Genomic DNA, 19,956 nt, shown 5'->3' on the forward strand with positions numbered 1-19,956 from the left:
ATATGGCGTAACAAAAAGTACCGCGCCTGTATTGCGGATTTCGAGGACGAGTAGATGCGGAATTTTCTCTGCCTGATGGCCGCGATGGCCTTCTTGCCAAGCGTGCCTGCGCTGGCGCAGGACAGCGCCATCACCCCCGATCTACCCCGTTTTGAAACGAACCTGTCCGGTCTTGCTGTGTCGATCACACGGTCCGGCCCGAACTGTCCGCCCGCCTGTGTCGAGCCGCTCTACATCATGGACGGGGTCGAAACGGTTGCGGAACTGGATGTGATCGAATTTCTGGATGTAACCGCCAGCAACGGCACCGGCCTGTTGGTGGATACCCGCGCGCAATCCGATTTTGCCAAAGCAACCCTGCCCGGCGCTGTCAGCGTGCCAGCGGCGACCGTTTCGCCGGAAAACCCCTATCGTGGCGATCTGTTGGCGGCACTTGGCTTTAGCGGCCAAGGCGGATCGGCCAGCACATATACGCTGCTGGTGTTCGATCAGAACGCTGCATCGCCTGAAGCGGCGCAAGCGGTTCGCGATCTGGTTCAGGCGGGCTACCCTGCCGATAAAATCCTGTACTATCGGGCCGGCATTGACGGCTGGACGGCGCTGGGGCTTTCGACCCAGCCTGGAACATAGGGGGCCTGCAGATGATCCGCGCCGCGCTTTACTTCATCGGATTTGTCGCCGTTACTGCTGCGTTGATCTTCCTTCAACCAGCCGCCAAAACGTTTGACGAGGCACCGGTTCAGGCCGTGACCCGTAATGAACCGGACCTGACCGCAATCACACCGGCCTTTGACGCAAGCGGCGAACGCCGGATCGTGGCCGAGATGGTGGATGCCACAGACACCGCGCCAATCGCCGTTGATCTGCCAGATGTCGAACCGGTTTTGACAACGCGTCAGCCCATGCCGCCCACCGCAGACCCCAGCGACATGCGTGCGCTGACATGGGACACCGTTGCACGTCTGAACGCCGCGACAGGCCGTGACGCGCCCGCGGGCCGCCCCGGCAGCCTGCTGCATACGATCATCAAACGATCGGTCGCGGACGCAGGCCAAGGCGGCACTGTCCAGCGCTATGTGGTCAAGCCCGGCGACAGCCTGATCAGCATCGCGCAAGCCATCTATGGCGACGCGAATATGACCGGTCCGCTGTATGCCGCGAACCAGTCTTTGCTGTCCGGACCCAACGATTTGAAGGCCGGACAGACGCTTATTCTGCCAAATCGCTGAGGTCTGAGTGCCACTATATGTGGCTTATCAATGGCTTGTTAGTTAATTGCCTTGACGGCAATACTAAATATTGACGGCGAATCGCATTAGTCGCTATGATTCGCTGGAAAGGTGTCAGGAATTACAACGCGTACACCTTCGAACGGGGACGAGCATGACCAGAAGACTGCCTTCATACCAAGGCTTCTTGCCTGATTGTACTTACGCACCCGTTCCGTTTTCCGCTCTTACCTTTGCGTATTCCGGCCAATCCCGATTTGGCCGGTCTGCGGACGATCAAGACTTTCCTCAATAAAACGACAGGCACGTCAGAAACTATCAAGAGCAGCAAACTTCAGGGGTCCTTCGGGACCCCTTTTTCTTTGGCACTCAGGCGTCGTTGCCCCATGTTTCGGACTGCATTTCGCGCAGACGGCTGGCGGTGCGTTCAAATTCAAACGCGCCGGTGCCTTCAAGGTACAGAAACTCGGGCTCGGCTGCGGCGGTCACGATCAGTTTGGTGCCTGCCTCGTACAGCGCGTCAATCAGCGTCACAAAGCGTTTCGCTTCGTTGAAATTGCTGCGCCCCAGTTGCGGCACGTTTTCAAGGATCAGAACCCGCACCGTTTCCGCCAGCTTCAGATAATCCGCAGGACCAAGCGGTTTGCCGCAAAGATCAAAGAACGACACACGCGCGACACCGTTGGCAAAGCGCGGCAGTTCAACCTCACGCCCCTTAACCGTCAGTGTCAGCGTGCCTTCCTTGCCACCTGACAAGTCCTGCCAGATCGATTCAATCGCCGCACGGGATGCTTCATTGGCTGGCGAGAAGTAGCTTTGCGCACCTTGCAGGCGGTCCTGCCGGTAATCCTTGGCCGACACCAGTTCATGCACGACCATCTGTTCCTTCAGAAGCGCGATGAAGGGCAGGAACAGCTGCCGGTTCAGGCCGTCTTTGTACAAATCGTCGGGGATGCGGTTGGATGTCGTCACCACAACGCAGCCCGCCGCGAAAAGCTGCTCGAACAGTCGGCCCACGATCATCGCGTCGGCGATGTCGGTGATCTGCATTTCGTCAAAGGCCAGCACCTTAACCGCGTCAGACACCGCCTTGGCCACCGGCTTGATCGGGTCCTCGGTGCCCTTTTCGCGTTCGGCATGAACGCCCGACTGGATTTCCTGCATGAAGGCATGGAAATGCACACGACGCGCAGGCACATCCAGCGTTTCCACGAACATATCCATCAGCATGGATTTGCCGCGACCGACGCCACCCCACAGATACAGCCCCTTGGGCGGTGGCGGGGCCTTGCGGAAAAAGCCGCGTTTGACGGGCTGGTTCAGTTCATCACGGATGCGGTCGAACTGGGGGATCGCCGCCAATTGGACATCATCCTGCATCAGCGCGCCGCTTGCGACACGCTCTGCGTAAACCTCGGCCATCGACTTAGACATTGGGTTCGCCCTGCAGACCAAGGATCTTGCGGAAGGTCGTCCAATAGCCCGGAAGGCGCGGCGGTTCGTTCAGTTCGGCCAGCGCCTCTTCCTGCCAGCGGGGCATCCGGCGGGCGACGAAATCGCGGCCCCAATCCAGATAGGCTTCGGCATCGTCAGGGCGCAGGCGGCAAGCCGAGCCGACCAGACCGACCAGCGTTTCCGGCGCGGAATACCATTCGTCCTGAATGCCCGTGACCTTCTTTTGAAGGAACGGCCCCACAATCCGCATCAGGCGTTTCTCTGAAAACAGCAGCAACATTCGACCCATTTCTTCGCGCGTGTAATGGATCAACGGCGGAAATGTATCAAAGAATACCGCCTTGCCATCGATGATCGCGAAATTGCGGATCGACGGGTGGAACCCGATGCGCGTGTCAAACTGGTCGGCATTGTTCCAAAAGGTCGCGATCACATCGCCCGCAGCCTCCATCATGGCCAGCGTTTCGACCTGCGTGCCCGTCTGCATCAGGGGCCGCATCAGCGACGGGATGGGCAGCGCCTCTTGCACAATCACGGGAATGCGCGCGCCGTCGATGTCGAGCAGGTGAAACTCGGTCTCGGGCAACGGCACACCGGCCTTCAGCAGTGCCCCGACATAGTCGTCGTGGCAGACCTTCAGACGGTCCAGGGCCGCTGGGTTAGACAACCCGCGATAGACCTTGATCACGCGGTCCGCCAAGGGGCCGCTTTTGGGCTGGAACGGGGTGCAGAAATAGCCAAGCTTGGAAATCGGCTTGCCGCGTGCATCGCTGTCGGCACGGATCACATCGCGCAGCGCATCAAGATCGGTCATGGGCACCCTCGTTGAAAACTTGTGCCCCGTTTACCGCGAAGCCCAAGGGGGTGCCATACCCCTAAGGCCTATTGCGCGGATGCTGGACCATGCGCGCCACGGCACCTAAGATCGGCGCATGGAAAAGAACCCTATCAACCCCACCGATGACGACGCCCGCGCACTGGCCCGCGATCTGATCGGCGCGGCCCGTTTCGGCGCGTTGGGGGTGATTGATCCGGACACAGGCAGCCCCATGGTCAGCCGCGTGGCCGTGGTGCCGGATCAGGCAGGTCTGCCTATGTCGCTGGTGTCGGACCTGTCGCACCACACCAAAGCACTCAAGGCTGATCCGCGTTGTTCGCTGCTGTTGGGCGAACCGGGGGATAAGGGCGACCCCCTAACCCATCCGCGCATCACGCTGATGGCCACGGCCCAGTTCATCCGCCACGGCGATCCTGAACACGAAAAACTGGCGGCGCAGTTTCTGCACCACCAGCCCAAAGCCAAGCTTTATATCGGGTTCGCCGACTTCCAGATCCTGCGCTACGATATCAGCGCGGCGCATCTGAACGGCGGGTTTGGCAAGGCCTTTGTGCTGACGCCCGACGACCTTGCCCCGACCCGTTAGTCCATCCGGATCAGCGCGTTGATGTCGCCCAGAACAGGTTCCGGGAAAATCACATGCACCTGATTGTCCGCCGCCCCCTGCAGGGTCGAGGTATAGGGCATGAACCACTCACTGACATTGGCCGCGTTACGCAGTCGCGAGCGGAAGACAAGGCTGTCCACCTCGGTCGCATAGCCATCAAACGGCAGTTCGTTGCCCGTATCCAGGACCCACGTATCCGCATGGCTGTTCTGGTCATGGCTAACCAGCAGCGGGTTTCGCGACGCGTATTCTACGTTGTGGAACGTGTTGTTCGAAAAGCTCAGGCGCTTCATGCGATTCAGGTCTAGCGGCGCATAACTGTCATCGACGCGTTCGACCCGATCAATCTTGCCTCCTGATGACCGAAAGGTATTGCCGGACACGTTCATGCCATTCACGAAATGCCCGCTACCGAACGGTTTGACCACAATATAGCTGAACCACGGCGCGACGTTCGAACACAGGAACACGTTGTCCGTAATTGACAAGCCCGCAAAGCCGAAGCCCGACACAAAATCCGGCTCAGGTTCCCGTTCGTTCGTCCATTCCACAAAACAGTTGTCGATGTAATTGCCAGAAATCTGCGTGTTGCACGCCCGCAGCGCGACCACGATGCCAGCAGAACGGATACCATCCGCCTGTTCGTCCCCTTGGAAGAAATGGTTGCCCGAAATCAGACCCTGCGCCCCTGACATCACAAGGAAATGGCGAAACTGCGAGGCGCGACAATCGCGGATTTTCACGTCATTGCCGTTGGTGTTGATCGCAACCGACTGGCGGTTCTGCGTCAGCTCGCCACCTTCGTGGCTGATGAACTGGCAGTGCTCGACCAGCATGCCCTGACAGCCTTCACCATGGCTGGAAATGCCGCGATGGGCGGGGCGGTTAAAGACACAGTTGCGGATGTGCATGACCGTGCCGCTCGGGGCCAGCAGAACGCCGTTCGCCACCGTGCTGCACTGGAATTCGATGTCATGCAGCTGGAACACGTCCAGACGGCTGAAACCCGAGAAATCCAGCATGTATTTGTAACGCGTAAACGTATAATTCTGCGTGCCCACCGCATCGGACAGCGGCTGGGACAGGGTGATTTCCTGCGCGGATTCGTCCTTGGACTTCACATAGATTTCGCGCCCGACACCGGCCCCTTCGACCAGCGAGCCCACCGCGATATTGGCAATGTTGGTCACACCCGTTAGCCGCGTCTGGTTCGCCGCAGAGTAGGTCGCGATCGACGTCACCACATCAGGATCCCACGCCGCGCCCGAATTGGCCTGCAACTGGCCATTCCGGATAACACGACGCTGGGCAAAGCTGTCACGGTTCGGCACCGCCGCCTGCACGTCCAGCGGGCCGGACAGCGCCACGCGACGCCCGCACATATCCAGACTTTCATGGTCCGAGTTGTTCATCAGCGCCTGAATGGCCTTTTTCAGACCGGTTTCTTCGTCGCCGAACGCATCGATATAAGCGGGCAGATTGTAGCTTTTGGTCAACGACAGGATCGCTGTGCTGGGCATCGTCACGGTGCCCTCAAACTCTGCCCGATTGTCCAGCGTTACGCTTGATCCAAGGAAATAGGTGCCCTTCGACACCAGAACCGTGCGCCCGTCAGCGGCGGCATCTGCGGCCTCGAACGCAGCGGCATCGTCGGTGATACCGTCACCCACCGCACCGAAATCGCGCACATCGACCCAGTTCATCATGGTGCGCAGGAATACACTGGTGACATCCTCGATCTCGATGTCGTCAACGCGCACAATGCCACCGGTCGGACCGGTCAGATCAATGCCGAAATGGCCGTAAACCGGTTGCGGACCCCAAACCATATCAACGCCAGAACGATTGCCTGCACCCACGATGGCCGTCACTTCGACGACATCGCCATAGCTGGTCAGCGGTTTGGCCGGCCCCACCTGCACAACGGACGCCACATTGGCCCCGTTCGCATCGCCAGCCCAAGCGGCGATCTGCACGTTGGGCAGATTGCCCGCAATCGCCTTCACCCGCGCCGTCACACGCAGATAGCAGCCGGGCAGCATCGGCGTCTGCCCCATGTAACGCAGCTTCTGTGTCGCGGTTGTCTTGATGATCTCCAGCGCGCCGCCGAAGTCCTGATCTGCGGGCACAAATGACGCGCCAACCACGTTTGCGTAGGTATCCGATCCCGGAGTGCCGTCGCCGCTCGACCAGACACCCAGACCCGCCGAATACGGGGTCGGCATCAGCACCACGCCATCTGTAACCGCCTTGTTCATGTCATCCCTTTCCTATGCGCTTGGGCACGGCCCAAAACGGGGCCATTCGCGAAAGGGTGTCTCAGGTTTTCGGTTAAAGCGGCTTTGGACCTACGTCACGGTCCCCGTTGCGCACAGGCCTCAGGCGGCCACGTCCGGCGCAGGGATCAGCTGTACGCCCGCAATGCGCCACTGCCCGCCAATGTCCTCCATCGCGTAGTCCAGCACATGCAAACGGCCTTCCTGATCTGTGACGATCACTTGCTGCCACAGCGTGCCATCAATGGTGCGTAACGGACCAAACCGAACGCCAGCCGGACGCCAGACCATAGGATAGCCGCGACGCACCATCATTCCGAAGTTGTCCGAGTTCCGGAAAATCATCTGGATGTTCGGGGCCGCGTAACCAAACGCAGTGTCGAAATCATCCGCCTCAAAGGCGGTCATCTGATCCCGAATGACGCTTTCAATCTCGGGGTCCGGCAGCATCTCGGCCCGCACGAGCGTGGTCAAAGCAAGAAATGCCGGTATCAAAAAGGCCAAGATGCGCATGCCGAAATCCTCTGCGTGGTTCCAGTATGCAAAGTGAAGTAGCTCAGAGTTACAAGTAGACAAATACCGCTCAAACTCAGGTCAATATTCACGAGTTTTCGGCCACAGATGCTCGCCCTATGTACTTGTAGACATATGCATCAAATGCAAACCTTGAAAAAATAATGCCTTTTTCCAGATTCATGTTGGTCGGCCCCCACGGTTTTTCTACCGTCTTCGTCTCCTTTATCTCATACTTTGGCAAACCCTTTCGACCAAAGACAAATCGGCTTCTGAACAATTCATCATAAATTGTTGCATACTCAATTTCGCCAAAAACTCCCAATCCATGTTCGCCTATGTCCAATTCTCCACAGTAAGCTTTATCCACTTGCTCCTTTTCAAAATCGGTAATTAGGTAAAATTCAGAACTCATCAACTGATCTGGGCTCACTCCACACCACGGCCCGCGAAAACCATCTTCAAAGACGATTTCATCCCAAGAATTTTTCCGTTCTCCTGGTTGAGGTTCATTGTGCTTGTATGCGAAAATGGAAATCCGCATTCGATACCAGACAACTGGCGTCTGGCCGCAATTCTTAACCCATACCTTTACTCTTGGTTTGGACCTTGTGGCGCCGCCCCAAAAGAATTCCAACTTGTCTGCATGTAAATACGCCCGACTTTGAGATTCCCCAATTCGTGTTGTTTCACGAGCCATGCGTTGTGTCGCCCACAACGTCAGCAGCAAAAGCACCGAGGCGATTATTGAGAAGAGAGTCATGATCCATTGAGCCGCCGTATCACGTGTCTCAACAAATCCATTCCAAAAACATAAAGGCGTTTTGCGAACCTCTTCGGATTGTACTTGAGTCAATTCTCCGTCTGCACACATCACTCCAAAAACTGTGAAATAGAGCACAAACAGAAATGCTGCACTGATGCCCGCGATCAAACCGAGTGCAAAGTAACCGCTATCGTTTTTCCAAAACATGTTAATTGAAGAGCCCGATAAAAAAGAGTGATTTAGTCTCGAACTACCGATCCCAAAATATGCATCCAATGCCTGACACCCTCTCAACAAACGAAGGGGCTGTCACGGTATTTCGCTTTTGCAAAGAAAAAGGCGGGGTCGCCCCCGCCTTCAGCATTCCAATTGTCGGACCAAATCAGCCCAGTTCGCCGTTCAGACCTTTTTCAATCAGGGCAACGGTTTCCTGCACGCCGTAAAGCGCGACAAAACCGCCGAAACGCGGGCCTTGGGACGCGCCCAACAGCACTTCGTACAGCGTTTTGAACCAGTCGCGCAGCGGGTCGAATTCGTGGTCCTTACCAACCGCAAAGACAAGGCTTTGAAGCGTTTCGTCATCGGTCGCACCATCATGCGCGGCCAGACGATCCGCCAGATCACGCAGCGCGGCGGCCTCTTTTTCGGTCGGGGCGCGATATGTTTTGCCCGGCTTCACAAAGTCTTCGTAATACTTAATCGCAAAGCCAGCCGCCTGATCCAGATCGGGGTTCGCCTCGGGCGACGCATCAGGCGCATAGCGGTTGATAAAGCCCCACAGCGTTTCCTTGTCCTCGGCACCCGATACGGACGCAAGGTTCAGAAGCATCGCAAACGGCACCACCATTTTGGATTCAGGCACGTTGCCGGAATGAATGTGCCAGACAGGGTTGTTGGCCTGCTGCTCAGGCGTCTGACCCGGGAAGGCGCGCAGTTGCTGGTGGTATTCATCCACCGCTTTGGGGATCACATCCCACCACAGACGTTTGGCTGTCTTGGGCTTTTGATACATGAAGTACGACAGCGATTCCGATGCCGCATAGGTCAGCCATTCGTCGATCGACAGGCCGTTGCCCTTGGACTTCGAAATCTTCTCGCCCTTGTCATCAAGGAACAGTTCATAGGTGAAATGCTCGGGCTTCTTGCCGCCAAGGATTTCACAGATTCGGTCGTAGATCGGCGTGTTGGTGGAATGGTCCTTGCCGTACATTTCGAAATCGACATCCAACGCCGCCCAGCGCGCGCCAAAGTCCGGCTTCCACTGAAGTTTGACGTTGCCGCCTGTGACAGGAAGCGTCCATTCCTTGCCGTCTTCGTCGTCAAAGGTGATCAGACCGTCCTTTGCGTCAACGTTCTTGATCGGAACATACAGAACGCGGCCGGTTTCCGGATGGATCGGCAGGAAGATCGAATAGGTCTGCGCCCGTTCATCCCGCAGCGATTTCAGCATCACGGCCATGACATCGTCATAGCGCTCGCAGGCGCGCAAAAGCACCTCGTCAAACTGGCCGGATTTGTAGAACTCGGTCGCCGAATAGAATTCGTAGTCAAAGCCGAAAGTGTCCAGAAACCGCTTCAGCATCGCATTGTTGTGGCCGCCAAAGCTGTCGTGCGTGCCGAACGGATCGGGCACGGATGTCAGCGGCTTTTGCAGATGTTCGTGCAGCATCTCTTGCTGCGGTACGTTTTCAGGCACCTTCCGCATGCCGTCCATATCGTCTGAAAAACAGATCAGACGGGTCGGAATGTCGGAAATCACTTCAAACGCGCGACGAATCATCGTTGTGCGCGCGACCTCGCCGAACGTGCCGATGTGCGGCAAACCCGACGGGCCATAGCCCGTTTCAAACAGAACGTGGTCCTCGGGTGTCTTCGACGATTCCACCCGTTTAAGCACCCGACGTGCCTCTTCAAAAGGCCAGGCCTTTGACTTCATGGCAGCGTCACGGAATGCGGACATCGGTTTTCTCCTGTTTGCGCGGCAGGCCGCCACACGGGGTTTCAGCGTGCGCTACCTATTGCGGCAACGATGCAGCGTCAATATTTTGCAATTGCAGAACACCGAATGAAAGCAAATGACGCATGTCTGACAACATCGAACACCCGCTGAGCCCGCAGGACTGTCTGGTCGCAATCATGATCGCGATTTCCGCATCGGATGAAAACATCCGCACAGCTGAGTTGGTCAAAATCCAAAGCGCCGTAAACACCCTGCCGGTCTTCGAAGACTACGACAGCGACCGGACCAAGCTGGTGTCCCAAACCGTGTTCGATCTTTTCGATCAGGAAGACGGGCTTGATGCCCTGTTCGGCCTTGTCCGTGACAACCTGCCGGAACGTCTGTTTGAGACCGCTTATGCGCTAGCCTGCGATGTCGCGGCGGCGGACGGGTCATTGGCCGAAACCGAGCTGCGCCTGCTAGAAGAAATGCGCTATGAGCTGAACATCGACCGTCTGCACGCGGCTGCCATCGAACGCGGCGCGCGCGCACGTCACCTGCGTATGTGATCTTTTGCAACGCCACTCTTTCCGTTTGGATGATTGACCTTCCCTGCTCTGGCGCGCAGTGTCGCGCCGTTCCGGGAGGGTCCTCATGTCGAAATCTCAAAGCATCTTCACGCCTGTTCTGATCGCAGGCGCACTGATCATTCTGGTGTCTTTCGCCATTCGCGCCAGCTTTGGCGTGTTCCAGATCCCGATTTCCGAAGAATTCAACTGGCCCCGCGCCGAATTTTCGCTGGCCATCGCCATCCAGAACCTTGCCTGGGGCATCGGCCAGCCACTGTTCGCGGCCTTTGCCGAACGGTTTGGCGACCGTAAGGCGATCTTCCTTGGCGCAATCTTTTATGCAGTGGGCCTTGTCCTGTCGTCCTTCGCTGTCTCACCCGGTGCCATCCAGCTTCTTGAGGTGATGGTAGGCTTCGGTGTCGCGGGTACCGGTTTCGGCGTTATCCTTGCGGTTGTTGGCCGCGCCTCGACCGACGCAAACCGATCCATGTCCCTCGCCATCGCGACAGCGGCTGGCAGCGGCGGGCAGGTCATCGGCGCACCCATTGCCGAATGGATGCTGGGTTTCATGAACTGGAGCGAGGTCTTCCTGATCTTCGCCGCTGCGATCCTGCTGGTGCTTCTGTCCCTGCCTATGATGCGCGCACCGGTTCAGCCCAAGGCAGAGGTTGATGAAAGCCTGCGCAAAATCCTTGGCACCGCGCTGCGTGATCCGTCCTACGCGATGATCTTTATCGGCTTCTTTTCCTGCGGCTATCAGCTGGGCTTTATCACGGCCCACTTCCCTGCGTTCGTCACCGAAATGTGCGGACCGATCCAACCGGGCGGCGTGCTTCACACACTGGGGATCACCACCACTTCGGCCCTCGGCGCGGTTGCGATTTCCATGATCGGTCTGGTCAACATCGGCGGCACGCTTTTGGCGGGCTGGGCAGGCAACCGCTACAGCAAGAAGTACCTGCTGGCAGGCATCTACCTGACACGCACCATCGCCGCTGGCCTGTTCATCATGATGCCGATCACCCCCACAACAGTCATCGTCTTCTCGGTCGTCATGGGTGCCACATGGCTGGCGACAGTGCCCCTGACGGCAGGTCTGGTCGGCTACATCTTTGGCCTGCGCTTTATGGGCACGCTTTACGGCATCGTGTTCCTGTCCCACCAAATCGGCAGCTTCATCGGCGTCTGGCTGGGCGGTCGTCTGTACGACATCTATGGCGACTACACGCTGGTCTGGTGGGTTGGCGTGGGCGTTGGCCTTCTGTCGGCGATCATCCACCTGCCCATCCGCGAAAGCCGTTCGCCCGCGCTGGCGCAGGCGTAAGCCAGACTATTCGTCTGACAAATCAAGCAGCGTGGCCAGAACTTCGGCCACCTCTGCGGGATGGGTGTAGGGCACACCGTGACCTGCACCATCAATCACCTCATGGATCGCGTCGCGGTGCCACTGCGCCAATTGTCCCAGCGCATCAATCGGGATTGTCTGATCGTCCCGCGCCCAGATCGCGTACACGGGCAAAGGAAGCTTGGCCAAGGCCTTGAACAGCTTCGGCCCAGGTTTGCGCAGCGACCCACGCAGGCTGGATAGAACCGCCCGCAGAAATCCCCGCCGGTGCAATTCGCCCTGCTGTTGGTCGATAATATCGCCCACCTCGGGGTGTTTCGCCCGTTCGGCCTCGGTCGCCTTAAAGAACGCGTTCGGGAACACCATGTCGAACAGCCAATCACCCACAAAAGGCCAGTTCATCGCCCATGCGATCACCGGATGAAAATTGATCAGCATCCCAGCAGGGGCCAGCAGCACCAACTGGCGCAACCGGTCCGGATGGGCCACGGCAAAACGCGACGCGATCACGCCACCCATCGAATAGCCCAGCAGGGTGATATCATTCCTGACCTCAAGATGATCCAGCAGTTCCTCAAGCTGGTTGGCAAAGAATTCGGGCGTCTGCGCACGACGGGATCGGTCCGAATACCCGCGTCCGTACAGGTCATAGACCAGCACCCGAAACCCGAGGTTGCCCAACAGCGGCGCAATCCTGTCCCAAACAAACGACGGCGTCGTCAGACCATGCACACAGACCAAAACAGGTCCACGCACTCGCCCAAGCCAGCGGTAATGCGTTGTGCCGGATTTCAGCTTGGCAAACGATCCCGGCGCCGATTTCCGCATTCGCCGTCCCACCGGTTTGCGCCACCTATCCCTGAAAAACGGGATCAGCGCGATGCTGATCAATATGATCCACAGCCAACCGGTCATGCGCCGTTCCAGCAATCCAGAATATAGCGGCTGGTCATCAAATCCAGATGCGCGCCACCGCCGTTTTTGAACAACGTGATGTCATCATCCGCGCGATTGAACGAGGCCAGATCGTAGTAATCAGCCAGCACATCGGCCCGCGTGATCACGCCCTCGGACAGAGGAATTTTAAGCTCACCGATATGATCAATCGTCGTGTCAAAGCTGTCGACGAAGATACGGGCTCGCTTCAATGCGACATCATCCGCCTCTCGCATATCCGGACGATACGCCCCGATCAGATCGACGTGCTGTCCGGGACGCAGCCATTCACCACGCAACACCGGCTGTGTCGACATAGTCGCGCAAGCCACGATATCCGCCTGCCCCACGGCCTTCTCCAAATCCGTCGCGACAGTGACATTGCCAAACCGCACTGCCGTCTCTTCGGCGCGCGATGTTGTGCGGTTCCAGATCGTGAACTGCGCATCGGGGAACCCCGCGCCGTAAGCTTCGATCAACGACGCAGCGACTGTACCCGCGCCAACGATCAGAATGTTCCGGCTGTCCGCCCGAGCCAAACGTCGCGCGGCCAACAAACTGTCGCCTGCTGTCTTCCACTTGGTCACCAGATGGAAATCGATCAGCGCCTGCATCATGCCGTCCTGATCGCTCATGACACAGACCGCGCCGTTCACCCCTGGCAGGCCCAGCGCGTTGTTGCCCGGAAAGATCGTCGCCGCTTTGGTCGCGATCCCCAGACCATCGATCCATGCCGCGCGGCTAAGCAATGTGTCGTCGCCACGATACAGAAAGCTGTCCGACACTTCCGCCTTAGGCAGGTCGTGCCCCGCCGCCAACGCATCGGTCAACGCGATCCAGTCCAGTCGCGCCTCGCCCTCGGCAAAGGGAATCACCGTCGGACCGCTCATTGCGCTTGCTCCTCGGTCAACAAACCATCCGCCACCAACCGCTTGGCAAAACCTTCGGGCCCGTCAAACAAATGCCCCTGCCAGCCCCGCGCCACTGCCGCCGCGATGTTTTCGTGGCGATCATCTGCGAACAAAAGACCTTCGGGCGGAACACCGCAATCAGCCTCGACGGCGGCGTAAACCTCGGCATCCGGCTTCGCCATTCCCATGTAACCCGAGATATAGCGCCGATCGAATTCCGACAGAAAAGGGTACACGGGCTCGGCCAATTCAAACGTGCCGATTCCGAAATTCGACAAGGCAAACACAGGCACGCCGTTCCCCTTCAACGCCCGCAGAATACGCACGGAATGCGGAATGTCCGGCCCGGCGATATCCAGCCAGCGATCATGCCACATCATGACCTCATCGTGCCAATCGGGGTGCTTGGCTGCGCAGTCGGCAATAGTCGTTTGGAAATGCCCGCCCCGATCCACAAGGTCGTTGGCGTAATGCAGGTCGACGCTGGCAAACAGGTCTTTGCGACGGGCCTCTCCGATCTCGGCGTCAAAGAACCGTTCGGGCAACCATTCGATCAGAACGTTGCCGATATCAAAAACCACGGCCCTAGGCGTCATCCGTCAAACTCCTTTAAGCGCGGCCCGCATTTCCCGTTCCAGCGCATCCAGAAACCGCGACCTGTCGGCCTTGGTGAACCCGCGCCCACCGCCCTGTCGAAACGGGTCAGCGGCGCGCAGATCAGCCATCAGATCACGGGTGGCCAGCGCCTGACCGACATTTGCCTGTGTCAGCGCCTCGCCATTGTGTTTCAGAACCCGCGCACCGGCTTCGACGCATTTCGCGGCCAGAGGGATATCGCCGGTCACAACCACATCCCCCGCACCACAGCGGTCCGCGATCCACATGTCTGCCACATCGGGGCCTTCGGGTACGATAACATGTTCGACCAAGGGGTTGCGCGACGGGCGCAACCCACCGTTCGATACCACCTTCATCGGCACCTTATGACGGGTCGCGACACGCTCGGCCTCTTCCTTGACCGGACAGGCATCCGCATCGATGAACAGGGTCGTCATGCCAGCCTCAGGTATACAGCGCCTCGGCGTGGAAGGTGACGTGATCTTCCATGAAGGACGAGATGAAGAAATAGCTGTGGTCATAGCCCTTCTGCATCCGGAACAGGCCTTCCTGACGGCGCGCCATCATGGCATGTGCAAGCGCCTCGGGGCGCAGCAGATCAAGGAAGTTGTCCGACGCGCCCTGATCAATCAGGACAGGCCCATCAAAGCCCACTTCTTTCATCTGCAACGACGCATCGTGCTTGGCCCACTGGCCTTTGTCTTCGCCCAGATACGCACCCAGCTGTTTCTTGCCCCAGTCGCTGGCCGTCGGGTTCGCAATCGGCGCGAACGCGGACACCGATGCAAAGCGATCCGGATGTGCCATGGCGATGGTCAGCGCACCATGGCCGCCCATCGAATGGCCGGTGATCGACTGACGATCCATATCCAGTTCGAAATTCCGGCCCAAGAGCGACGGCAGTTCGTCTGCGATATAGCTCCACATCTTGAAATTCGAGGCCCAGGGGTTTTCGGTCGCGTCCACATAAAAACCCGCGCCCTTACCCAGATCATAGGCCTCGTCATCGGCGATGCCTTCGCCGCGCGGGCTTGTGTCGGGGAAGACAATCGCGATGCCCTGCTCGGCGCACCACTGTTGGGCTGCCGCTTTGGTCATTGCGTTTTCGTGGGTGCAGGTCAGACCCGACAGATACCACAGAAGGGGCACAGGGCCGCTCTTGGCGTCTTCCGGCAGGAACAGGCCAAAGGTCATGTCACATCCACAGACCTCGGACGCGTGTGTGTACACACCCTGCACACCATCAAATGACTTGTTTTCGGATACCGTTTCCATTGCCCTAATCCCCTCGAATTGCAGTTACCAACTGGCTAACGAACGGGGGCCGATGCAGCAACCTTTTTCCCGTCAGTAGGCCGTGACCCACGCGATGACAGCAGACACCGTAAAGATGCTGAGCGCAGTCGAAATCAGGATGGATGCAGACACCCGTTGCGGGGCGACGCCATAGTGCTGCGCCAGAATAAATACGTTCCCCGCCACAGGCAAAGCCGCAGCCGACACAACAACCGCCGCCAGATAGGGATCGACAGGAAAAAACAGATAAGCCCCCGCCGCCACAAACAGCGGATGCAGCACAAGCTTACAGAAACTCAGCCAACCCGCGATTTCGATCCGTTCTGCCGATTTACTGGCCAGCGACGCGCCGATGGCAAACAACGCACCCGGCGTCGCGGCAGCGCCAAGGATCGACAGGAATTCATTTGCAGGCACCGGAATAGGCAGGCTTAGACCCGACACAATCAGGCCTAGCGTGATCGACACGATCATCGGGTTTTTCAACAAACCCACGCCCACGGTGCGGAAAATCTTGGGGCTCATGCTGCCTTCGCGGGAGCCGACCACAAGGATCACCAGCATCGACGAGAAGACGATCAAATCAATTGCCAGCACAAGGATGATCGGGCCAATCGCTTCTTGCCCCAAAAGCAGCGCCAGCATCGGCACGCCCAGAAATCCGGTGTTCCCGATAGCCGCGCATTGCGCCTCGATCGCCGCGATTTCCACCGACGCACCGCGCCAGAACGCCACCGCCATCGCCACACCATAGGCAAAGGCCGTGCCCCATAGATAGGCCGCCGCCAAACGCGGATTGAAGATTTCCGCCATCGACAGGTTTGCCGAAAACCTGAACAACATTGCCGACAGGGCAAAGTAGAAAACGAACTTCGTCAGATAGGCAGTCGCCTCTTCGGTAAAGAACCGCGTGCGTCCTGCGCCATAACCCAGACCGATCAGGGCAAAAAACGGAAGCGTTTTCAGGAAAATCTCAAACATGTGATCGTGTTAACATGACGCTAGGATAGGTCAATCTGCCTTCTGCCCTAAAAGATCGACATAACCCGCTCTAGCGGCTTCTTTCGCTTGGCCACCGCAGGAACAGTTGCATCGTCTGCCGGATAGCCTACCGGCAGGATCATCACCGCCTTTTCCCGTTCAGGCCGACCACACATTTCGGGCAGGAATTTCATTGGATTGGGCGTGTGTTCCAGACACACAAGCCCCGCGTGATGCAGTGCCGCAATCAAAAACCCTGTCGCGATCCCCACGCTTTCCGGCACGTAGTAGTTCTTATACCGCTCGCCATCGTCATTCACGCCCCAGCGTTCGGCAAAGACCACGATCAACCACGGTGCGGTCGTCAGATGCGGTTTGTCCACGCCCGTCCCGATGGGTTCCAATGCAGAAAGCCATTCGTCACTGGCGCCGCCGCCATAGAACTTGCGCTCTTCTTCTTCCGCCGCTTCGCGGATGCGCGCCTTCATCTCGGGGTTCCGGATGGCCGCGAAATGCCAAGGCTGGTGGTTGGCCCCCGACGGCGCACTGACCGCAGCCTCGATACAGGCGCGAATAACTTCTTCGGGAACATCCCTGTCGGAATAGTCGCGCACCGAGTGGCGTTTACGCATGTAATCGCGAAATGCGGTCGAGGCCGCGATGGCATCGACCTCGTCCAACTGCACACGATCCGGCAGCGGCAGCGCCTGATACGTCACTTCGCCTTTTTTATACATTGCGGGCCTCCCAATTCCTCAGAAGGCATTTGTTCCCCGCAATTCAGGTGCCGTCAACCTAGCCTGAGCCGATCAACACACCTGCCGCGAAGACAAGCGCGCCACCCAGAACCACCTGGAATGCCGCACGGAAGAACGGGGTTTCCATGTATTTGTTCTGGATCCAGGCAATGGCCCAAAGCTCGACAAACACCACGACAAAGGCGGTCAGCGTCGCTGTCCAGAAATGCGGGATCAGATAGGGCAATGCATGCCCCAACCCGCCAACGGTGGTCATAACGCCGGATGAAATCCCCCGTTTGAACGGCGATCCACGTCCCGAAAGCTGCCCGTCATCTGATGCAGCTTCGGTAAAGCCCATCGATATACCCGCACCCACAGACGCGGCCAGACCGACCAGAAACGTGGTCCATGTGTCCTGTGTGGCAAAGGCCGTCGCAAAGATCGGCGCGAGCGTCGAAACCGATCCGTCCATCAATCCTGCCAGACCGGGCTGGACCCACGTCAAAACAAACTGCCGCTTGGCGGTTTCCTTTTCCGTGTCCAGCTGTTCCTCGCCCAGATTGGCTTCGGTCAGATGTTCGGCCTTGTCCTGATGCCCAGCCTCTGCAGCAGCCAGATCGCCCAACAGCTTCCGTGTCGCGGCATCCGTGCTGTTTTGAGCGGCGGCCAGATAGAACCGTTCGGCATCCCGCTCCATCAAGGCCGCTTCTTCGCGGATGCGTTCGAGACCAAGGTTTTCAACCAACCAAACAGGGCGTCGCGCATAATAGCCCGCCACATGTTCACGGCGGATCAGGGGGATCACCTCGCCAAATCGTTCGCGATGCAGTTCGATCAACCGGCGACGGTGTTCGTCTTCTTCCTCGGCCATGCCGTCAAAAATCTTGGCGGTATCAGGAAAATCGGGACGAAGCCGTTCCGCATAGCTGCGATAGATGCGGCCGTCATCCTCTTCGGAGGAAATCGCAAGAGCGATGATTTCCTGTTCACTCAGATCTTTGAAATGCCGCCGCTGTGCGAAAAAGCGCATACCGAGCCCCCAGCTTAGATTACTTTGACCGTATGATTTTTAAATTTGCCCGCAAGTCAAAAAAATGAACTGATCAGTTCAGAATCATATTGAAACTAAACTGATCGGTTCATATTAATAAACCATACAGTTTAGAAAGGAATCGATATGATCCGCCCCGCACTTACCGCCATCATGCTTTTCGCCCTTACTGCGCCGGCCTATGCCAACTTCCCGTCCCCGATCCCCTCGGATATCTGGTGGCCGCAGGACGGCGCGCCCGTCGTGACGCAAGATAAGGGCGGCATTTGACCGACTTTCCCCTGTTCTGCTTGTCCCATCTGAACCGAACAGTTTATACTGAAGGTCCGGTAAGGGGATGAACATGGACGGCACAGAGCCTCAGGCCCGCAAGGGTCGCAAATACGATCAGGTTATCGCAGGTGCCCTTGAAATCTTCCTTCGGGATGGCTTTGAGGGTGCAAGCGTCGATGACATCGCCAAAGCGTCGGGCGTGTCCAAGGCCACGCTATACAGCTACTTCCCCGACAAACGCTTTCTGTTCATGGAAGTCGCGACATCGCAATGTCTGCGCCAGGCTGACGACGCGATCCTGACGATCGACCAGTCGCGCGACCCTGAATACGTGCTGACCCGCGCTGGTGTCAGTCTGCTGGGCATCCTGTTCTCGAAACTCGGCCTGCAAACCTTCCGCGTCTGCGTGGGAGAGGCTGAACGCTTTCCCGAACTGGCCCATGAATTCTACCGCACCGGCCCGATGCGCCTGCGCGGCGAATTGATCAAGTATTTCGTTAAGGCGATGGCCCGCGAAGAACTGGTCATTCCCAACTGCGAACTGGCCGCCGATCAGTTCGGTGAACTGTGCAAAGCGCGGCTTTGGCCCGAATTCCTGTTCGGCATCCGCAACAGCGCAACCGATGCTGAAATCCGCGATGTTGTGGACGAAGCGGTTAAGACATTCCTTGCCCGCTACGCGGCCAAGTAATCACAGCATCTTGTACATGACATAGGCATCGACCAGCCCATGTTCGGGGTGGTTGAAAGCCTTTGGCAAAGTGCCGACCACGTCAAAGCCAGCCCGTTTCCAAATATCCACCGCCCGCGTGTTCGTAGACACCACGAAATTGAACTGCATGGCGGTGAAACCCATCGATTTCGCGGTCTCTAACGCATGGGCAAGCATCTTGCGGGCGATTCCTTTGCCACGCGCGGCGGGGCCGGTGACAAAGCCGCAGTTGCACACATGCCGCCCGCCACCTTTCTGGTTGGGCGTCACATAGTAGGTGCCCAGAACCTGCCCGTCACCCTCGACCATGAACACAGTACGCGGTGCGCCGGTCCAATAGGCCAAGGCGTCTTCGCGGCTGATATCGGCGTCGATCGTATAGGTGTCGCCCGCGCGAAACGTCGGCTCTAACACAGCCCACAGCGCGTCTGTTTCGGCCTGATCGTCAAAAAGAAAGGGGCGGATGGTGACCGCCCCTTGGGATTGCTCTATCATAGCACTGGCCCTGTCATGCGGTGTTACCAAAAGGCGTAGCTTTCGGTGATCCCGCCCGCAAGGGCGCTTGGCTCAAAACTCCACGACGGCGCGGATTGATTTGCCTTCGTGCATGAGATCGAAGCCGTGGTTGATTTCGTCCAGCGACAGCTTGTGCGTGATCATCGGGTCGATCTCGATCTTGCCGTCCATGTACCAGTCCACGATCTTCGGAACGTCGGTCCGGCCCTTGGCACCACCGAACGCCGTGCCCTTCCAGACGCGGCCCGTGACCAGCTGGAACGGACGGGTCGAGATTTCGGCCCCCGCAGGTGCCACGCCGATGATGATCGATTCACCCCAGCCCTTGTGCGCGCATTCCAGCGCCGTGCGCATCACGCCCACGTTGCCTGTCGCATCGAACGAA

22 protein-coding genes and 1 pseudogene are annotated in these 19,956 nt (G+C 58.1%); 7 read left to right on the forward strand and 16 right to left on the reverse strand.

Translation table 11 applies throughout. The features are described 5' to 3' along the window. Positions 1–54: 54 nt before the first annotated feature. Both C4S59_RS05010 and C4S59_RS05015 read left to right on the forward strand, forming a co-directional pair. Entirely contained in the window at positions 55–630 is a 576-nt protein-coding gene (locus C4S59_RS05010) for a rhodanese-like domain-containing protein (RefSeq protein WP_103909337.1), read from the forward strand. Between the two features lie 11 nt (positions 631–641). Then, a complete protein-coding gene (locus C4S59_RS05015) occupies positions 642–1,229 on the forward strand; it encodes a LysM peptidoglycan-binding domain-containing protein (protein WP_103909338.1) in 588 nt (195 codons plus the stop codon). 369 nt (positions 1,230–1,598) lie between these two features. Here the strand turns inward: C4S59_RS05015 and zapE are convergent, their stop codons facing one another. Continuing rightward, entirely contained in the window at positions 1,599–2,663 is a 1,065-nt protein-coding gene (zapE, locus tag C4S59_RS05020; protein WP_103909339.1) for a cell division protein ZapE, read from the reverse strand. Next, entirely contained in the window at positions 2,656–3,498 is an 843-nt protein-coding gene (locus C4S59_RS05025; RefSeq protein WP_103909340.1) for a DUF6206 family protein, read from the reverse strand. Before C4S59_RS05025 ends, zapE begins: the two co-directional genes overlap by 8 nt. Positions 3,499–3,616: 118 nt before the next feature. Between C4S59_RS05025 and C4S59_RS05030 the strand changes: the two genes are divergently transcribed. After that, positions 3,617–4,108: a HugZ family pyridoxamine 5'-phosphate oxidase gene (locus C4S59_RS05030; RefSeq protein ID WP_103909341.1), complete on the forward strand. Its 492-nt coding sequence runs from the start codon at positions 3,617–3,619 to the stop codon at positions 4,106–4,108. On the opposite strand, the gene C4S59_RS05035 is transcribed toward C4S59_RS05030, so the two are convergent. The 4 genes from C4S59_RS05035 to C4S59_RS05050 form a co-directional block, all read right to left on the reverse strand. After that, positions 4,105–6,387, reverse strand: a complete 2,283-nt coding sequence (locus C4S59_RS05035) for a right-handed parallel beta-helix repeat-containing protein (RefSeq protein ID WP_103909342.1) — start codon at positions 6,385–6,387, stop codon at positions 4,105–4,107. The two genes, C4S59_RS05030 and C4S59_RS05035, sit on opposite strands and share 4 nt — an antisense overlap. 120 nt (positions 6,388–6,507) lie before the next feature. Beyond that, positions 6,508–6,918, reverse strand: coding sequence for a DUF4864 domain-containing protein (locus C4S59_RS05040; RefSeq protein ID WP_103909343.1), 411 nt, complete (start codon positions 6,916–6,918; stop codon positions 6,508–6,510). 88 nt (positions 6,919–7,006) lie between these two features. After that, positions 7,007–7,960 carry a hypothetical protein gene (locus tag C4S59_RS05045; protein WP_160006750.1) on the reverse strand — a complete coding sequence of 318 codons (954 nt, stop codon included), beginning with the start codon at positions 7,958–7,960 and terminating at the stop codon, positions 7,007–7,009. A 106-nt stretch (positions 7,961–8,066) separates the two neighbouring features. Continuing rightward, positions 8,067–9,644: a lysine--tRNA ligase gene (locus C4S59_RS05050; RefSeq protein WP_103909345.1), complete on the reverse strand. Its 1,578-nt coding sequence runs from the start codon at positions 9,642–9,644 to the stop codon at positions 8,067–8,069. A gap of 122 nt (positions 9,645–9,766) precedes the next feature. Between C4S59_RS05050 and C4S59_RS05055 the strand changes: the two genes are divergently transcribed. Beyond that, positions 9,767–10,192, forward strand: a complete 426-nt coding sequence (locus C4S59_RS05055; RefSeq protein ID WP_103909346.1) for a tellurite resistance TerB family protein — start codon at positions 9,767–9,769, stop codon at positions 10,190–10,192. An 85-nt stretch (positions 10,193–10,277) separates the two neighbouring features. Continuing rightward, on the forward strand, positions 10,278–11,516 hold the full coding sequence (locus C4S59_RS05060) for an MFS transporter (RefSeq protein WP_103909347.1): 1,239 nt from the start codon (positions 10,278–10,280) through the stop codon (positions 11,514–11,516). Positions 11,517–11,522: 6 nt separating this feature from the next. Here C4S59_RS05060 and C4S59_RS05065 read toward each other — a convergent pair whose 3' ends face one another. The 8 genes from C4S59_RS05065 to mbfA all read right to left on the reverse strand — a co-directional run bounded on the left by C4S59_RS05065 (position 11,523) and on the right by mbfA (position 18,049). After that, positions 11,523–12,452: an alpha/beta fold hydrolase gene (locus tag C4S59_RS05065; protein WP_103909348.1), complete on the reverse strand. Its 930-nt coding sequence runs from the start codon at positions 12,450–12,452 to the stop codon at positions 11,523–11,525. Continuing rightward, entirely contained in the window at positions 12,449–13,363 is a 915-nt protein-coding gene (locus C4S59_RS05070; protein ID WP_103909349.1) for an ornithine cyclodeaminase family protein, read from the reverse strand. Before C4S59_RS05070 ends, C4S59_RS05065 begins: the two co-directional genes overlap by 4 nt. Beyond that, entirely contained in the window at positions 13,360–13,980 is a 621-nt protein-coding gene (locus tag C4S59_RS05075) for an HAD-IA family hydrolase (RefSeq protein ID WP_103909350.1), read from the reverse strand. The genes C4S59_RS05070 and C4S59_RS05075 overlap by 4 nt, the downstream gene beginning before the upstream one ends. A gap of 3 nt (positions 13,981–13,983) precedes the next feature. Beyond that, a complete protein-coding gene (locus C4S59_RS05080; RefSeq protein ID WP_103909351.1) occupies positions 13,984–14,439 on the reverse strand; it encodes a YaiI/YqxD family protein in 456 nt (151 codons plus the stop codon). Between the two features lie 7 nt (positions 14,440–14,446). Continuing rightward, positions 14,447–15,277 carry an S-formylglutathione hydrolase gene (fghA, locus tag C4S59_RS05085; RefSeq protein WP_103909352.1) on the reverse strand — a complete coding sequence of 277 codons (831 nt, stop codon included), beginning with the start codon at positions 15,275–15,277 and terminating at the stop codon, positions 14,447–14,449. Positions 15,278–15,349: 72 nt separating this feature from the next. Continuing rightward, positions 15,350–16,279 (reverse strand): AEC family transporter, encoded by a 930-nt coding sequence (locus C4S59_RS05090; protein WP_103909353.1) that lies wholly within the window; start codon positions 16,277–16,279, stop codon positions 15,350–15,352. Positions 16,280–16,326: 47 nt separating this feature from the next. Continuing rightward, positions 16,327–17,016, reverse strand: coding sequence for a nitroreductase family protein (locus C4S59_RS05095; RefSeq protein WP_103909354.1), 690 nt, complete (start codon positions 17,014–17,016; stop codon positions 16,327–16,329). Positions 17,017–17,074: 58 nt separating this feature from the next. Beyond that, positions 17,075–18,049 carry an iron exporter MbfA gene (mbfA, locus tag C4S59_RS05100; RefSeq protein ID WP_103909355.1) on the reverse strand — a complete coding sequence of 325 codons (975 nt, stop codon included), beginning with the start codon at positions 18,047–18,049 and terminating at the stop codon, positions 17,075–17,077. A gap of 147 nt (positions 18,050–18,196) precedes the next feature. Between mbfA and C4S59_RS19560 the strand changes: the two genes are divergently transcribed. Continuing rightward, complete coding sequence (locus C4S59_RS19560) at positions 18,197–18,340, forward strand: hypothetical protein (RefSeq protein WP_160006752.1); 144 nt, start codon at positions 18,197–18,199, stop codon at positions 18,338–18,340. Positions 18,341–18,413: 73 nt separating this feature from the next. Then, the gene (locus C4S59_RS05105) at positions 18,414–19,034 is read left to right on the forward strand and encodes a TetR/AcrR family transcriptional regulator (protein ID WP_103909356.1); all 621 of its coding nucleotides are present in this window, start codon (positions 18,414–18,416) and stop codon (positions 19,032–19,034) included. Here the strand turns inward: C4S59_RS05105 and C4S59_RS05110 are convergent, their stop codons facing one another. Together C4S59_RS05110 and C4S59_RS05115 are read right to left on the reverse strand one after the other, a co-directional pair. Next, on the reverse strand, positions 19,035–19,550 hold the full coding sequence (locus tag C4S59_RS05110) for a GNAT family N-acetyltransferase (RefSeq protein WP_103909357.1): 516 nt from the start codon (positions 19,548–19,550) through the stop codon (positions 19,035–19,037). A 72-nt stretch (positions 19,551–19,622) separates the two neighbouring features. Then, positions 19,623–19,956, reverse strand: a pseudogene (locus C4S59_RS05115) (S-(hydroxymethyl)glutathione dehydrogenase); the annotation flags it as partial.

This window comes from Thalassococcus halodurans, from assembly GCF_900108225.1.
Lineage (GTDB): Bacteria > Pseudomonadota > Alphaproteobacteria > Rhodobacterales > Rhodobacteraceae > Thalassococcus > Thalassococcus halodurans.

Bases quoted from the DNA above. Each gene is read 5' to 3' on its own strand.
- C4S59_RS05010 (WP_103909337.1), top strand. From the start codon at position 55: ATGCGGAATTTTCTCTGCCTGATGGCCGCGATGGCCTTCTTGCCAAGC.
- C4S59_RS05015 (WP_103909338.1), top strand. From the start codon at position 642: ATGATCCGCGCCGCGCTTTACTTCATCGGATTTGTCGCCGTTACTGCT.
- zapE (WP_103909339.1), bottom strand. From the start codon at position 2,663: ATGTCTAAGTCGATGGCCGAGGTTTACGCAGAGCGTGTCGCAAGCGGC.
- C4S59_RS05025 (WP_103909340.1), bottom strand. From the start codon at position 3,498: ATGACCGATCTTGATGCGCTGCGCGATGTGATCCGTGCCGACAGCGAT.
- C4S59_RS05030 (WP_103909341.1), top strand. From the start codon at position 3,617: ATGGAAAAGAACCCTATCAACCCCACCGATGACGACGCCCGCGCACTG.
- C4S59_RS05035 (WP_103909342.1), bottom strand. From the start codon at position 6,387: ATGAACAAGGCGGTTACAGATGGCGTGGTGCTGATGCCGACCCCGTAT.
- C4S59_RS05040 (WP_103909343.1), bottom strand. From the start codon at position 6,918: ATGCGCATCTTGGCCTTTTTGATACCGGCATTTCTTGCTTTGACCACG.
- C4S59_RS05050 (WP_103909345.1), bottom strand. From the start codon at position 9,644: ATGTCCGCATTCCGTGACGCTGCCATGAAGTCAAAGGCCTGGCCTTTT.
- C4S59_RS05055 (WP_103909346.1), top strand. From the start codon at position 9,767: ATGTCTGACAACATCGAACACCCGCTGAGCCCGCAGGACTGTCTGGTC.
- C4S59_RS05060 (WP_103909347.1), top strand. From the start codon at position 10,278: ATGTCGAAATCTCAAAGCATCTTCACGCCTGTTCTGATCGCAGGCGCA.
- C4S59_RS05065 (WP_103909348.1), bottom strand. From the start codon at position 12,452: ATGACCGGTTGGCTGTGGATCATATTGATCAGCATCGCGCTGATCCCG.
- C4S59_RS05070 (WP_103909349.1), bottom strand. From the start codon at position 13,363: ATGAGCGGTCCGACGGTGATTCCCTTTGCCGAGGGCGAGGCGCGACTG.
- C4S59_RS05075 (WP_103909350.1), bottom strand. From the start codon at position 13,980: ATGACGCCTAGGGCCGTGGTTTTTGATATCGGCAACGTTCTGATCGAA.
- C4S59_RS05080 (WP_103909351.1), bottom strand. From the start codon at position 14,439: ATGACGACCCTGTTCATCGATGCGGATGCCTGTCCGGTCAAGGAAGAG.
- fghA (WP_103909352.1), bottom strand. From the start codon at position 15,277: ATGGAAACGGTATCCGAAAACAAGTCATTTGATGGTGTGCAGGGTGTG.
- C4S59_RS05090 (WP_103909353.1), bottom strand. From the start codon at position 16,279: ATGTTTGAGATTTTCCTGAAAACGCTTCCGTTTTTTGCCCTGATCGGT.
- C4S59_RS05095 (WP_103909354.1), bottom strand. From the start codon at position 17,016: ATGTATAAAAAAGGCGAAGTGACGTATCAGGCGCTGCCGCTGCCGGAT.
- mbfA (WP_103909355.1), bottom strand. From the start codon at position 18,049: ATGCGCTTTTTCGCACAGCGGCGGCATTTCAAAGATCTGAGTGAACAG.
- C4S59_RS19560 (WP_160006752.1), top strand. From the start codon at position 18,197: ATGATCCGCCCCGCACTTACCGCCATCATGCTTTTCGCCCTTACTGCG.
- C4S59_RS05105 (WP_103909356.1), top strand. From the start codon at position 18,414: ATGGACGGCACAGAGCCTCAGGCCCGCAAGGGTCGCAAATACGATCAG.
- C4S59_RS05110 (WP_103909357.1), bottom strand. From the start codon at position 19,550: ATGATAGAGCAATCCCAAGGGGCGGTCACCATCCGCCCCTTTCTTTTT.